Source organism: Engelhardtia mirabilis (genome assembly GCF_007748095.1).
Lineage (GTDB): Bacteria > Planctomycetota > UBA1135 > UBA1135.
Genome location: NZ_CP036287.1, coordinates 2590946 through 2604097, shown reverse-complemented (window position 1 = coordinate 2604097; position 13152 = coordinate 2590946). Strand labels below are relative to the sequence as shown.

Annotated in this window: 9 protein-coding genes; 6 read left to right on the top strand and 3 right to left on the bottom strand. The window is 70.5% G+C overall.

The features are described 5' to 3' along the window. Position 1: 1 nt before the first annotated feature. Both Pla133_RS09535 and Pla133_RS09530 read left to right on the top strand, forming a co-directional pair. Positions 2 to 1117 carry a Gfo/Idh/MocA family protein gene (locus Pla133_RS09535; protein WP_419192480.1) on the top strand — a complete coding sequence of 372 codons (1116 nt, stop codon included), beginning with the start codon at positions 2 to 4 and terminating at the stop codon, positions 1115 to 1117. A gap of 2 nt (positions 1118 to 1119) precedes the next feature. Continuing rightward, entirely contained in the window at positions 1120 to 2784 is a 1665-nt protein-coding gene (locus tag Pla133_RS09530) for a solute:sodium symporter family transporter (protein ID WP_145064685.1), read from the top strand. Positions 2785 to 2972: 188 nt separating this feature from the next. On the opposite strand, the gene Pla133_RS09525 is transcribed toward Pla133_RS09530, so the two are convergent. Together Pla133_RS09525 and hutU are read right to left on the bottom strand one after the other, a co-directional pair. After that, positions 2973 to 3410 carry a VOC family protein gene (locus tag Pla133_RS09525; RefSeq protein WP_145064683.1) on the bottom strand — a complete coding sequence of 146 codons (438 nt, stop codon included), beginning with the start codon at positions 3408 to 3410 and terminating at the stop codon, positions 2973 to 2975. Then, complete coding sequence (hutU, locus tag Pla133_RS09520) at positions 3410 to 5101, bottom strand: urocanate hydratase (protein WP_145064682.1); 1692 nt, start codon at positions 5099 to 5101, stop codon at positions 3410 to 3412. The genes Pla133_RS09525 and hutU overlap by 1 nt, the downstream gene beginning before the upstream one ends. Before the next feature lie 193 nt (positions 5102 to 5294). Here hutU and Pla133_RS09515 point away from each other — a divergent pair, with 193 nt between their 5' ends. The 4 genes from Pla133_RS09515 (at position 5295) to Pla133_RS09495 (ending at position 12373) form a co-directional block, all read left to right on the top strand. Then, positions 5295 to 6062 (top strand): TetR/AcrR family transcriptional regulator, encoded by a 768-nt coding sequence (locus Pla133_RS09515; protein ID WP_419192294.1) that lies wholly within the window; start codon positions 5295 to 5297, stop codon positions 6060 to 6062. A gap of 17 nt (positions 6063 to 6079) precedes the next feature. Further along, positions 6080 to 7456 (top strand): efflux RND transporter periplasmic adaptor subunit, encoded by a 1377-nt coding sequence (locus Pla133_RS09510; protein ID WP_145064680.1) that lies wholly within the window; start codon positions 6080 to 6082, stop codon positions 7454 to 7456. Beyond that, positions 7453 to 10638 carry an efflux RND transporter permease subunit gene (locus Pla133_RS09505; RefSeq protein WP_145064679.1) on the top strand — a complete coding sequence of 1062 codons (3186 nt, stop codon included), beginning with the start codon at positions 7453 to 7455 and terminating at the stop codon, positions 10636 to 10638. Before Pla133_RS09510 ends, Pla133_RS09505 begins: the two co-directional genes overlap by 4 nt. Positions 10639 to 11026: 388 nt before the next feature. Further along, a complete protein-coding gene (locus Pla133_RS09495; RefSeq protein WP_419195439.1) occupies positions 11027 to 12373 on the top strand; it encodes a hypothetical protein in 1347 nt (448 codons plus the stop codon). A gap of 44 nt (positions 12374 to 12417) precedes the next feature. Here Pla133_RS09495 and Pla133_RS09485 read toward each other — a convergent pair whose 3' ends face one another. Continuing rightward, positions 12418 to 13146: a DUF6624 domain-containing protein gene (locus Pla133_RS09485; RefSeq protein ID WP_145064675.1), complete on the bottom strand. Its 729-nt coding sequence runs from the start codon at positions 13144 to 13146 to the stop codon at positions 12418 to 12420. Positions 13147 to 13152 lie beyond the last annotated feature (6 nt).

The window sequence follows — 13152 nt, the reverse complement described above, 5'->3', positions numbered from 1 at the left end:
CATGGCGCCCCTGAACCTGGGGATCGTCGGACCCGGCCAGGTCGCGCGGGTCTTCGCGGCCGCGGCCATCGAGAGCGGCGCGGCGCGGATCACCCGGGTGCTCGGTCGCGGTCGTGAGCGGCTCGAGGACTTCACGGCCGAGTTCGGTGGCCGGGCCTTCGACGACAGGCTCGCGTTCTTCATGGACGAGGACCCGGCCGCGCCGATGGAGGCGGTCTACATCGCGACCCCCCACACCGAGCACTTGCAGCCGGCGCGCCTGGCCCTGGAGTGCGGCATCCACGTTCTGTGTGAGAAGCCGCTCGTGCTGCCCTTGGGCAAGTGCTCGGGCCTGATCCGGCACGCACGCCGAACGCGCGTGGCGCTGATGGAGGGCTGGATGTACCGGACCCACCCGCAGGTCGCGGCCCTGTTCGAGCTGATCAGCGCGGGGGAGCTCGGCACCATCCGTCGCGTCGAGTCGGAGTTCGCCTTCGACTGCCCCTTCGACCCGCAGCACCGCCTGTTCAAGTTCGCCCTCGGCGGCGGGGCGATCCTCGACGTGGGCGGCTACCCCCTTTCGCTTGCCCTGGGCGTCGCGCGAGCCGAGGCCGGCGGCGGGTCGGACATCCTCCAGTCGGCCGCCTTGGTCGCCGCGGAGGGCGAGCTGACCCCGTCCATGGTCATCGGCGACGCGCGCGCGACCGTCCGCATCGGCGAGATCGAGGCCCACCTGCGCGCCGCCATCACCCGCGACGGCGGCTGTTCGGCGCGAGTCGTGGGCAGCCGGGCCACGGCGACCCTCGAGCACCCCTTCATGCCGGAAGGTCGCAGGCGGGGCCTGGTCGGCGCGATCCTGATCGACCGCGAGGGCCACGTGGAGCGCCGCGAGGTTCCGTCGCCCCTGGACTGCTTCGCCCTCGAAGCCCTGGCCTTCCGCGACCTCGTCCGATCCGGCCAGTGGCTCGGGCCCACCTGGCCGCTGGTCGACCACGACGAGTCGTCGGTGATCGCCCGGCTGATGATCGATTGGCGCCAGGCCATCTACGAGACCCTGCCGCAGGACTTCCAGCTCCCCGAGGGCCTGACCCTCTCCGATCTCGAGCTCGACGTCCCCGACCTCCCGGAGTTCCTCTAGTCGTGCTGACGACCCTCGACCTGGCGGTGCTGGTGGGTTTCCTGGCCCTGGTGGCGGCGGTCTCGCTGCTCGCCTCGCGCGGCGAGCGCGACCGCGCGGACTACTCCCTCGCCGGACGCGGCCTGTCCTGGTGGCTGATCGGCTTCAGCCTGATCGCCTCGAACATCTCGACGGAGCACTTCGTCGGGATGACCGGCAACGCGGCGCGTTCGGGCCTCGCGGTGGCCAGCTACGAGTGGCTGGCGGCGCCGGCGCTGGTGTTCGTGGCCTGGTGGCTCTTGCCGAAGTTCCTGCGCGCCGGGATCTTCACCATCCCGGAGTTCCTGGAGTACCGCTTCGACCGCACCACGCGCTCGATCTTGGCGCTGTTGATGGCGGTCTTCTTCGTGTTGACCGTGCTGGCGACGGTGCTGTACTCCGGCGCGACGTTCCTGTCGAACGTGCTGGACGTGCCCGCTTGGCTGCAGTCGAGCTACGGTCTGGAGCCGGACCGAGCCGAGGCCGTGGCCTTCCAGCTCGGCGTGTGGGGCATCGGCTTCGCCGCCTCGATCTACACCGTGGTCGGCGGGCTCAAGGCGGTGGTCTGGTCCGACCTGATCCAGGGCTCGGCCCTCTTGATCGGCGGCGCGATGGTTGCGGTGATGGCCCTGAACGTGCTCGGCGACGGGGAGGGTCTATTGGCCGGCTGGCGGAGCTTCGCTGGGGCCAACGCCGAGCGCCTGCACGTGGTGCGGCCCTGGAACGATCCGGACGTGCCCAGCCTGTCGCTCATCTCGGGCCTGTGGATCCCGGTGATGTTCTATTGGGGCCTGAACCAATTCATCACCCAGCGCACCCTGGCCGCGGGCTCCCTGGCCGAGGGACAGAAGGGCCTGTTCTTCGCCGGCGCGATCAAGCTGCTGTTGCCGCTGATCGTCGTGCTGCCGGGGATGATGGCGGTACAAACCCTGGGCGACCGGCTGCCGGCCGACCAACTGGACGGGGCCTACCCGGCGCTGTTGCGTGAGCTGCTGCCGGCCGGGCTGCTGGGCCTGATGCTGGCCGCCATCGCCGGTTCGGTCATGAGCACCTTCAACTCCGGCCTCAACTCGGCGGCGACGATCGTGTCGCTCGACCTGTGGGCCAGCCACGTGAACCCGAACCTCTCCGAGCGCGGGGCAGTGCGGGTCGGTCGCATCACCACGGCGGTGCTGGCCATCGCGGCGTGCCTGTGGGCGCCGGTGATCCACCGCTTCGACGGGGTCTTCAACTACATCCAGGAGCTGTGGGGCTTCGTCTCCGCCCCCACCTGCGCGGTCTTCGCCGTCGGCCTCCTGCGTCCGCGCGCGCCGGCGGCCGCGGCCAAGTTCGCCCTGCTCGCGGGCCCGCTGCTGTATCTGGCATCGCGCGCGCCGACCTGGATCTGGAGCGCGGAGGAGGCCCAGGCTGCGGGCTCGATCGCGGCGGCGCTCTACGCTTACGCGAGCATGGCCTTCCTCTACCACATGTTCGTGCTGTTCCTGGTGCTGGTGGCGCTGATGCTCTGGCTCGAGCGGCGCTCGCCCCTGGCCGAGCCGTGCGTGCTGGCGGACCGCTCGGTGGTGGACCTCACGCCCCACCCCCGCGCGGGGTTGATGGGCGCTGCGGTGCTCGCGGCGACCGTGGTGCTCTACGTCGTGTTCTGGTAGCTCGAGCGTGGGAGTACGGTGGCAGGACCATTGGGCGTACGGTGGGTGGGCGTACGGTGGCGGGACCATTTGTCCCAACGGGGGCCCGAACCGCCGGCGTTGCCGGCGGTTCGGGCCCCGTTGGGACAAATGGTCCCGCCACCGTACGCCCAGCCACCGTGCGTCCCACGCCACCGGCCCCCTCGACGCTACCCCGCCCGCTCGCCCGCGCAGACGATCTCGTACTTGATCCCGTCGGGGTCCTTGAAGAACACGGCGTAGTAGCCCGGCGGCACGTACTCCGGGTACTCCTTGGGCGGCGTGACGATCGTCGCACCGATCGCCACGAGCTCCCGGTACAGCCGATCGACCTCGTCCCGCGAATCGACCCGGAAGGCCATGTGGTGCACCGACCCGGGCCGGCGGCGATGGACCTGCTCGTCCGCGAACGCGCTGCGGGGCGATGTGATCGCGAAGGCCAGGCGCGGGTGGCAGTACTCCACGACGTGGAACTCGTGCGCATCGATCACGGTCCCGCCCTTGTGCTCGAGCGAGAAGCCGAGCAGGGGCATGAGCCGGTCGTAGAAGGGCTCGGCCACGGCCATGTCGCGGACGGTGATCTGGATGTGATCGAGGATCGGTTCCATCAGCTCTCGAGCAGCGGCAGGTCCATGCCCTTGGCGCGGGCGCAGTTCTCGGCGATCTCGTAGCCCGCGTCCACGTGGCGCATGACGCCCGTTCCCGGGTCGTTGGTCAGCACGCGCTCGAGGGCCTGGGCCGCCTCGTCGGTGCCGTCGGCCACCGAGACCTGGCCCGAGTGCAGGCTGTAGCCGATGCCGACGCCGCCGCCGTGGTGGAAGCTGACCCAGGCGGCGCCGGACGCGACGTTCAGCATCGCGTTCAGGATCGGCCAGTCCGACACGGCATCCGTGCCGTCCTTCATGGCCTCGGTCTCGCGGTTCGGGCTGGCGACGGAGCCGCAGTCGAGGTGGTCGCGGCCGATCACGATCGGTGCGGAGATCTCGCCGCGGCGCACGGCCTCGTTGAAGGCCAGCCCGGCCTTGGCGCGGTCGCCGTAGCCCAGCCAGCAGATGCGCGCGGGCAGGCCCTGGAACTGGATCCGCTCGGCGGCCATGTCGAGCCATCGCAACAGCGCCTTGTCCTCGGGGAACAGCTCCTTGACGATCCGATCCGTGACCGCGATGTCCGCCGGATCGCCCGACAGCGCCGCCCAGCGGAAGGGCCCCTTGCCCTCGCAGAACAGGGGCCGCACGTACTTGGGCACGAAGCCCTCGAAGTCGAAGGCGTTGGCCAGGCCCGCTTCTTTCGCGTGGCCGCGCAGGTTGTTGCCGTAGTCGAAGGTGTCGGCGCCCTTGGCCTGCAACTCGATCATCAGCTCGCAGTGGCGCACCATCGTGGCGTAGGAGCGCCGCTCGTACTCGGCCGGGTCACTGGCGCGCAGGGCCAGGGCCTGCTCGAGGCTCATTCCCGACGGCACGTAGCCCCCGATCGGGTCGTGGGCGCTGGTCTGGTCGGTCAGGACGTCGGGCGTGATCCCGCGCTCGATCAGGCGCTGCAAGAGATCCACCGCGTTGCAGACCACGCCGATCGACTTGGCCACCTTGGCGTCCTTCCACTCGAGCGCCCGATCGATGGCCGCGTCGAGGTCGTGGCTCAGCTCGTCGCAGTAGCGCGTGTCGAGGCGCATCTGGATCCGCGCCGGGTCCACGTCGGCGGCGATGCAGGTGCCGCCGTTCATGGTCGCCGCGAGGGGCTGGGCCCCGCCCATCCCGCCCAGGCCGGCGGTGACCACCAGGCGCCCGTCGAGCGAACCGCCGAAGTGCTTGGCCGCCGAGGCCGCGAACGTCTCGTAGGTGCCCTGCAGGATCCCCTGGGTGCCGATGTAGATCCACGAGCCCGCGGTCATCTGGCCGTACATCATCTTCCCGGCCTCCTCCAGCTCGCGGAAGTGGGCCCAGTTGGCCCAGTGACCCACGAGGTTCGAGTTCGCGATCAAGACGCGCGGCGCGAATTCGGTGGTCTTGAAGACCCCCACCGGACGGCCCGACTGCACCAGGAGGGTCTCGTCCGCCTCCAGCCGCTCGAGGGTGCGCACGATCGCGCGCAGGTCGTCCCAGGTGCGCGCGGCCTTGCCGGTGCCGCCGTAGACCACCAGGTTGCCCGGGTCCTCGGCCACCTCCGCATCGAGGTTGTTGAGCAGCATCCGCAGGGCCGCCTCGGCCTTCCAGGTCTTGCAGCGCCGCTCGGGGCCGCGGGGCGCGACCTGGGGGCCGGGGGTGATCTGCAAGGGGGCGGAGGTCGTGCTGGGGGGAGTCATGGGGTGCCGTCGTGGGTGGTGGCGCGAGCGGGGCAGGATAACCCGCCTCCGAGCGGGCTCCGGCCTTCCCTTGGTGTCCAAGGCCCCTCTGAGCGCCGCAGGCGGTGATTCTGGCCCTGGGGACGACGCTTGGTCATTTTTTGACGGAACGTCAGTTGAACTCTGGAGGACGGCCGGCGAGAAGGTGCGCCCCATGGACGCCCCCCCCACCCGCAAGCAACGCGAAATCGCCGAGCGCGAAGAGCTCTTGCTCGACGCGGCCCGCTCGATCCTGCTCGAGCGCGGCTACCTGGGCCTGACGATGGACCGCATCGCCGAGGCCACCGAGTACTCCAAGGGCACGGTCTACCTGCACTTCGACAACAAGGAGGAGGTCGTCGCCGCCCTCGGCCTGCGCGTGGTCGAGGCCAAGCGCCGCTTCTTCGAGCGGGCGGCGGCCTTCGACGGTGGGACGCGCGAGCGCTGCTGCGCGATCGGCATCGGCTCGAGCCTGTGGGCCGCGCTCTACCCCGAGGACATCCGCCTGACCCAGATCGTCAAGGCCCAGTCCCTGGGCGAGAAGGTCCGGCCCGAGCGGCGCGAGGCGCTCGAGGTGTGCGAGGAGGCCTGCGCCGGTGCCGTGGTCGGAACGGTGCTCGAGGCCGCCGCCGCGGGCGACCTGCAACTGCCGCCGGGCGTGGTGCCGGGCATGGTGGCCCACGGGCTGTGGTCCCTGCACTGGGGTGCCCAGTCCCTCTCGCAGCTCGACATCCCGCTCGAGCACCTCGGCATCGCCGACAGCCCCGAGCTGCTGATGCGCCACTGCCACGCCCTGCTCGACGGCTATGGCTGGCGTCCGCTCTTCACGGAGCACGACTGGAACGCGACCTACGCCCGCGTGCGCGCGGAGGTGTTCGCTGACGAATTCGAACAGTTGGCCGCGCGCGACGACGACGCGGCCAGCCCCGTGCAGAAGGACTGACCGTGCGAGGACAAGCCATGAGCGAGCGCGACGTGAGCATCGAACCGGCGACCGAGACCCGTGGACGCAGCAGCCTGCGATTGGTGCTGGTGGTTGCCGCGGGGGCAATGGCCCTGGGAGCTGCGGCCTGGGGCGCGGTGACCTATGCAGGCTCGGACGACGGCGAGAGCGGAGGCATCCGCGCCGTGCCCGAGCGCAACAACGCGCTGCCGGTCAACGCCGTGCGGGTCACCCCCGTCGACGGCTACGAGCGCCGCCGCACCTTCGCCGGCGAGGTGCGGGCGCGGCGCGCCAGCGACCTGGCCTTCGAACGCTCCGCGCGCATCGCGACCCTCGCCGTGCACGAGGGCCAGCGCCTGTCCGCCGGTGACCTGATCGCCGCTCTGGACGTGCGCGACGTGGAGGCCCGGCGCGCCGCCGTCGCCGCCCGGCGGGACGCTGCCCAGGCCCAGCTCGACGAGCTGCGCGCGGGTCCGCGGACCGAACGCATCGACGCCGCCGCCGCCCGCGTCGACGAACTCGAACAACGTCTGGAGTTGGCGCGCATCGTCGAGGGCCGCCGCCGCGACCTCGTCGCCAGCGAGGCCATCTCCGCCGAGGAGCTCGACGCCGCGCGGCTCGACGCCGCCGCCCTGGGCGCTTCGGTGGCCATGGCCCGCGCCGAGCTGGCGGAGCTCGAGACCGGCACGCGCCCCGAACAGCTCAGCGCCCAGGAGGCGCGCGTCGCAGAACTCGACGCTGAGCTGGTCGGGATCGACGTGGACCTCGACCGCAGCCGCATCGAGGCTCCCTTCGACGGGGTCGTCGAGCGGGTCCTGGCCGAGGTGGGCTCGGTCGCCGCACCCGCGGCGCCCGTGGTGACCCTGGTCGAAGCCGTGAACCTCGAGGCCTGGATCGGCCTGCCGACCGAGGTGGCCGCAGAGCTCACCGCCGGCGACCGCCGCGAGCTGCGCATCGGCGAGCGCTCTTTCGAGGGCGAGTTCATCGCCTGCCTGCCCGGCGTGGATGCGACGACGCGCACGCGCACCGCGGTGCTGCGCCTCGCGGACGTCGAGCTGGGCGCGGTGGTTCCCGGCCAACTGGCCGAGCTGGTCACCGTCGAGAGGGTCCCGCTCGAAGGCCTGTGGCTCTCCGCGGAAGGGCTCGTCAACGCCCGCCGCGGCCTGTGGGCGGCCTACGTGCTGACGCCCCTCGCCGCCGGCGACGACGCGGGCGTCGACGGCGCGACCCACCGGGTCGAGCGCCGCGAGCTCGAGAGCCTCGCCACCGACGGCGCTCGGGTGCTGGTGCGCGGCGACCTGGCCCCGGGCCAACTGGTCCTGGCCGACGGCGCCCAGCGCGTCACGGCCGGGCAAGCGGTGCGCCTGGCGGCCGAAGTCGAGGTGCAACGGTGACAGCGTCCCGCACCGAGATCAGCCACCCCGCGGAGGCGACCCCCGGCGGCTGGCGCACCCTGTTCTTCCGCAACCCGCGGTTGATGTTCCTGGCCCTGGCGCTGATCGTCGTCTCCGGCCTGTCGTCCTACGAGTTGCTGCCGCGCCGCGAGGACCCCGAACTCACCGGACGCTTCGCCACGGTCATCACGCGCCTGCCCGGCGCCAGCGCCGAGCGCGTCGAGTCCCTGGTGACCGAGAAGCTCGAGGAGGCCCTGCAGGACGTCGAGGAGATCAACCTGCTCGAGTCCGACTCGCGCACGGGCATCTCGACCCTGATCGTCGAGCTGGCCGACGAGGTGCTGGAGGTGGACGAGGTCTGGTCGCGGGTCCGCGATCGCCTGAGCGGCGCCGAGCAGGAGCTCCCCACCGAGGCCTCGAAGCCGGTCTTCGACGAGCAGGAGGTCGACGCCAAGGCGCTGATCGCGGCCGTGGTCTGGAACGGCGCTGGCCCCGCGCCGCGCGGCGTGATGTCGCGCCTGGCCGAAGACCTCGAGGACCGACTGCGCGCCCTGCCCGGCACCAAGGAGACCGAGATCCTGGGCGACTCCGAGGAAGAGATCCTGGTCGAGATCGACCCGGCGCGCCTCGCCTCCCTGGGCCTGTCGATGGCCGACCTGAGCAGCCTCGTCGCCGACGACGACTCCAAGGTCTCCGCAGGCCGGTTGCACGCCGTCGGCTCCGAGGTCGCCCTCGAGGTGACCGGCGACTTCGACTCCCTGGCGCGCGTGCGCGACGCGATCGTCGCCACCGGTCCCGCGGGGCAGGTGGTGCGCCTGGGCGACGTCGCGCAGATCGAGAAGACCGTGGCCGACCCGCCCCGGGACCTGGCCTGGATCGACGGGCGGCCGGGCGTGACCGTCGGCGCGATCCTCGAGAACACGGTGCGCGTGGACCGTTGGGCGGCGCGTGCGCGCGAGACGGTGGCCGAGTTCAAGGCTGAGCTGTCCGGCTCGATCGGCGTCGAAGTGATCTTCGACCAGAGTGGCTACACCGAACAGCGCCTCGACAACCTGTTCGCCAACCTGGGCCTCGGTGCGCTGCTGGTCGTGCTCTCGCTGCTGGTGATGATGGGCTGGCGCTCGGCGGTCCTGGTCGGGCTGGCCCTGCCGCTGACGACCCTGATGGTGTTGCAGGGCATGCGGACCCTCGGTGTGCCGATCCACCAGATGTCGGTCACCGGGTTGATCATCGCCCTGGGTCTTCTGATCGACAACGCGATCGTGATGGTCGACGAGGTCCGCCACGAGTTGGACCAGGGACACTCGCCGGGCGCGGCGGTCAACGAGAGCGTGAGGCGGCTGTTCGTGCCGCTGCTCGGCTCGACCCTGACGACCGTGCTGGCGTTCATGCCGATCGTGCTGATGCCGGGGCCCGCGGGAGAGTTCGTGGGCGCGATCGGAATCACGGTCTCTCTGGCCCTGATCAGCTCGCTGTTCCTCTCGGTGACCGTGATCGCCTCGTTCACCGCCCTGATGGCCAGGGCCTCCCGCCTCGGCGAGACGCCGAGCTGGTGGCACCGCGGCGTGCACAGCGCAGGGCTGCTGCGCGTGTACCGCGGCTTCTTGACCGGGATCGTGAAGCGGCCGCTGCTGGGCGTGGGCATGTCCTTCGTGCTGCCGATCCTCGGTTGGGCGGCCATGCCGCGCCTGCAGGAGCAGTTCTTCCCGCCTACCGATCGCGACCAATTCCAGGTCCAGATGTGGCTGCCGCAACAGTCCGACATCGACGAGACCTCGGCGGCCGTGGCCGAGCTGCGCCGCGTCGCGCTGGAGCATCCCGATGTCGCCGCGGTGCACGCCTTCGTCGGCGCCAGCTCGCCGAAGTTCTACTACAACATCCCCGAAGGCACCGAGGGTGCGGCCTTCTATGCCCAGGCGCTGATCCAACTGCGCGGGGCGCGGGGCGCCCAGCGCGTGGCGCTCGACCTGCAACGGGAGCTCGACGCAGCCCTCCCCCACGTACAAACCGTGGTGCGCCTGCTCGAGCAGGGTCCGCCCTTCGACGCGCCGGTCGAAGTGCAGATCTCCGGACCGGACGTCGAACGCCTGGACCAACTCGGTCGCGAGCTGCGCGGGATCCTCGCCAGCGTGCCCGGTGTCGTGCACACGCGCACGACGGTGGCCGCGGATCGCCCGAAGCTGTGGTTCGAGGCCGACGACTTGCAGCTCTCGCGCACCGGGCTCGACCGCGTCGCCCTGGCCCGGGCCCTCGAAGGGCTGCTTGACGGGCGCCTGGGCGGCTCCCTGCTCGAGGCCAGCGAGGAGCTGCCGGTGCGCGTGCGCCTGCGCGACCAGGACCGGGCCGACCTGGCCTCGATCCAGGGTCTGCCGCTCCAGGTCCGCAGCGCGGACGGCGCGCCCACCTGGACCTCACTCGCCGCCCTGGGCGAAGTGCGACTCGAGCCGGAGTTGGCCTCCATCCGCCGCCGCAACGGCGAACGGGAGAACTCGGTCCAGGGCTACCTCGAAGCGGGCATCCTGCCCAGTGCGGGTCTGGAGGGCTTCCTGGCCGCGCTCGACGCCGCCGGCTTCGAGGCGCCCCCCGGCTACACCCTCACCGTCGGGGGCGAATCGGCCGAACGCGACGAGGCCATCGGCAATCTGATGGCCTTCGTCGGGCTGCTGCTGGTGGTCATGGTCGCCGTGCTGGTGCTGTCCTTCAACTCGTTCCGGATGGCCGCCATCATCGGCGCGGTGGGCCTGTTCTCGACCGGCCTGTCGACCCTGGCCCTGTACGCCTTCGGCTTCCCGTTCGGCTTCATGGCGATCATCGGCACCATGGGCCTGATCGGCGTGGCCATCAACGACAGCATCGTGGTCCTGGCCGCCATCCGCGACGACCTCGAGGCCCGCACCGGAGATGCCGCGGCAATCGTCCGAGTGGTCGTGCGCTCCACGCGCCACGTGCTCTCGACCACGATCACGACCATGGCCGGCTTCACCCCGCTGATCATCGCCGGCGGTCAGTTCTGGCCGCCCCTCGCGGTGGCCCTGGGCTTCGGCGTGGTCGGCGCGACGATCCTGGCCCTGGCCTTCGTGCCCTGCACCTATCGGATGCTGCACCGCGAGCGGCCGCGTTTCGCGCGCCGGTCCGCGCCAATCAAGACCCGCGCAGAAGTCCCGACTCCCGCCGTGGGCTGAGGCGACGAGGGACCGGCCGAGGATCTCGTCGCCCGGGTAGTTGATTGGCCACGAGAGCGGCCAACGACCCCGGACCAATCGTTGCGATCGAAGGCTGCATTGAGATTCCTTGGCCGGCCTCGGCGGAGATTTGCGTTCAGATCGACAGACCTTCTGCAACAGGAGAGCAGACATGTCGTCGAACGACGAATTGCGTCCCCAAGCGCCGCGTGGCGCTGCTGTTCCTGACCCCGACGGAGCCGCTTCCAAGGCCGCCGGAGCCTCATGTCAGACAGCAGCCTCGACCGTACCCCCGGCCGTACCCCCGGCCGTACCCCCGGCCGTACCCACGGCCGTACTCCAGACCGACGGAACGACACCGTTCCAGACCGATGGGACGACACCGACCGTGCCGCACGCGGTCGACTCCGGGGCGGTCGACTCCGGGGCGGTCGACTCCGGGGCGGTCGACTCCGGGGCGGTCTTGGGCGTGCAAGTCCGCGGGGTTGAGGAGCGATCGGGTCTGTCCGACGACCTCATAGTCAGTCGGGACCACGTGGTCAACTACATCGCGAGCCAAACGACCGAACGAGTCTACGGCCGACTGCATGCCGCCCAACAGCGAGCCCAACGGTTCTATGGGATCCTGACTGTCTTCTTCGGCTTTGTCGGATTCTCCGCAGTCGCAGCACTGGTCACGACACCGATCGCCGGCACGTTGCGCGAGGAACTCAAGACGACTGTGGTCGGTCCGGTCACCGCGACCGCGGATCGCGCCGAGTCCTTGGCCGCAGGAGCTCAGGACGCGAGCGACAAGGTCGCGCGCGACCTCAGTAACTACAAGACCGAGAGCCTCCGCCAGGCCGAGGCCATGCAGACGATCTTGAACGAGCAGGTGCATGCCGCAGTGGACTCCAATATCGGCGGGCTGCAGCGAGAGCTCACGGCGCGCGATGGACTACTGGACCTCAAGGACATGGCCGCGAGGCTCGATGCCGTCAAATCCTTCTCGATCGAGGAGCGAGAGCGAGTGATGAGCGCGATTCGCGTCGTCGCCGCGAGCCAGTCCGTGCGTGCCTCGGCAGGCTTCTCGCTGGCGCTGGAGAAGGTCGTCTCATCGTTCGCTGCGGCGGACCAGGTCGACACGCTCGCAGAGCTCGACGAGCTCGTTCCGGAAATGATCCTCTCTAGCACGCTTTCGAGCGGCACCCTGGCTACCCATTTCGGCCAGGTGATGATCGGGAGCTTGGGCGACCCGTCGACTTGGTCGGTCGAGATGGAAGATCGATTCGCGCGTTACGCGAATCAGGCCTCGGACCAGAGCATCCTTGCCCGCGCAACCCTCGACGCGATCCGATTGATCGCACTCGCATTGCGAGACCCGAACGCGAGCGCGCGGAACGACGCTACGCGCGCCTTCTTGTCGGGAGCATCCAAGGAGCTTCCCGAGTTCCAGGCGCTGCTCGTCATCCAACTCGTGATCTACACCGACTCCAAGTTCTGGGTCACGACGGGTGGAACTCCAAGGACCGAGATGATTGCGATCCGTGCTCGACGAGTCGTCCGCGCCAACGCCGACCTGCTCGACCAACTCCTCTCCCCGCCCGTGCTCGGTGCAATCCAGGACCAGGGGTTGACGGACGTGATGTCGGCGCCCGATTGGAACGCGACTGGTGGCGCTCAGATTGGCGACTCGTTCAGACTCCTGCAGCAGGGCGGCTTCGAAGCACTGGCCGAGTCCTGGGGTCAGGAGTAGGAGCTTCAGTCGCGTCCACGCCTGCTCAGGGCGTTCCGTCGGGATCAGGGACAGATCTCCCCCGCCAGGGCCACGTACTCGGCCAGGGGCGCCAGGCGCAGTTGGGCCCGGCGCGCGTCGACGTTCTCGGGCTCGATGATCGCGAAGGGCCGCCAGACTCCGGTGCCCACGCACTCGCCCTGGGTGCCGAAGGTCTGGGGCTCGCCGCGGCCGATGGCCACCCGATCGGCCAGGTAGGCGTAGTGGGCCGGGTCGCACTCCCCCACCTCGACCAGCCCGTCCAGGACCAGGAGGACGCGCTCCTGGAGCTCGGGCCGCCCGTCGGCGTGCTGGATCACCCGCCAGGCGTCGCGGTCGGCCTGGGGGCCGAAGTCGCTGATCGTGAACCAACCGTGGCGATCGAGCAGGGGTTCGATCAGGGCGGCGTTGCGCAGCTGCGTCTCGTGGACCCGGCGCGCGAGGCGCTGGCGGACGAAGCTGCGCTGCAGGGGCGGGACGTCGCCCAACATCGAGGTCCACGACTCTTGGACCAGCCGGTCTCGAGCGCCGAGCAGGGCCAACTGCTCCACCACCCAGTCCACGTCGTCGATGCGCGGCTCGCGGGCTTCCAGCTCGCGGTCGGAGGCCTCCAGGGCCGCGTCGAGCTGCGCCAGGCGCTGCTCGAAGCCGGGGCGCCAGGTCAGCGCGGGCGAGGTCTCGCGATCGACGGCGCAACCGACGAGGCCTACGACGACTCCGACGCAGAGGAGCAACTCACGGGCGCGATTCGACATCGCTCG

What these genes read in the sequence shown, in the direction of transcription:
- Pla133_RS09485 (WP_145064675.1), bottom strand. Translation starts at nt 13,146, where the DNA reads ATGTCGAATCGCGCCCGTGAGTTGCTCCTCTGCGTCGGAGTCGTCGTA.
- Pla133_RS09535 (WP_419192480.1), top strand. Translation starts at nt 2, where the DNA reads ATGGCGCCCCTGAACCTGGGGATCGTCGGACCCGGCCAGGTCGCGCGG.
- Pla133_RS09525 (WP_145064683.1), bottom strand. Translation starts at nt 3,410, where the DNA reads ATGGAACCGATCCTCGATCACATCCAGATCACCGTCCGCGACATGGCC.
- Pla133_RS09515 (WP_419192294.1), top strand. Translation starts at nt 5,295, where the DNA reads ATGGACGCCCCCCCCACCCGCAAGCAACGCGAAATCGCCGAGCGCGAA.
- hutU (WP_145064682.1), bottom strand. Translation starts at nt 5,101, where the DNA reads ATGACTCCCCCCAGCACGACCTCCGCCCCCTTGCAGATCACCCCCGGC.
- Pla133_RS09510 (WP_145064680.1), top strand. Translation starts at nt 6,080, where the DNA reads ATGAGCGAGCGCGACGTGAGCATCGAACCGGCGACCGAGACCCGTGGA.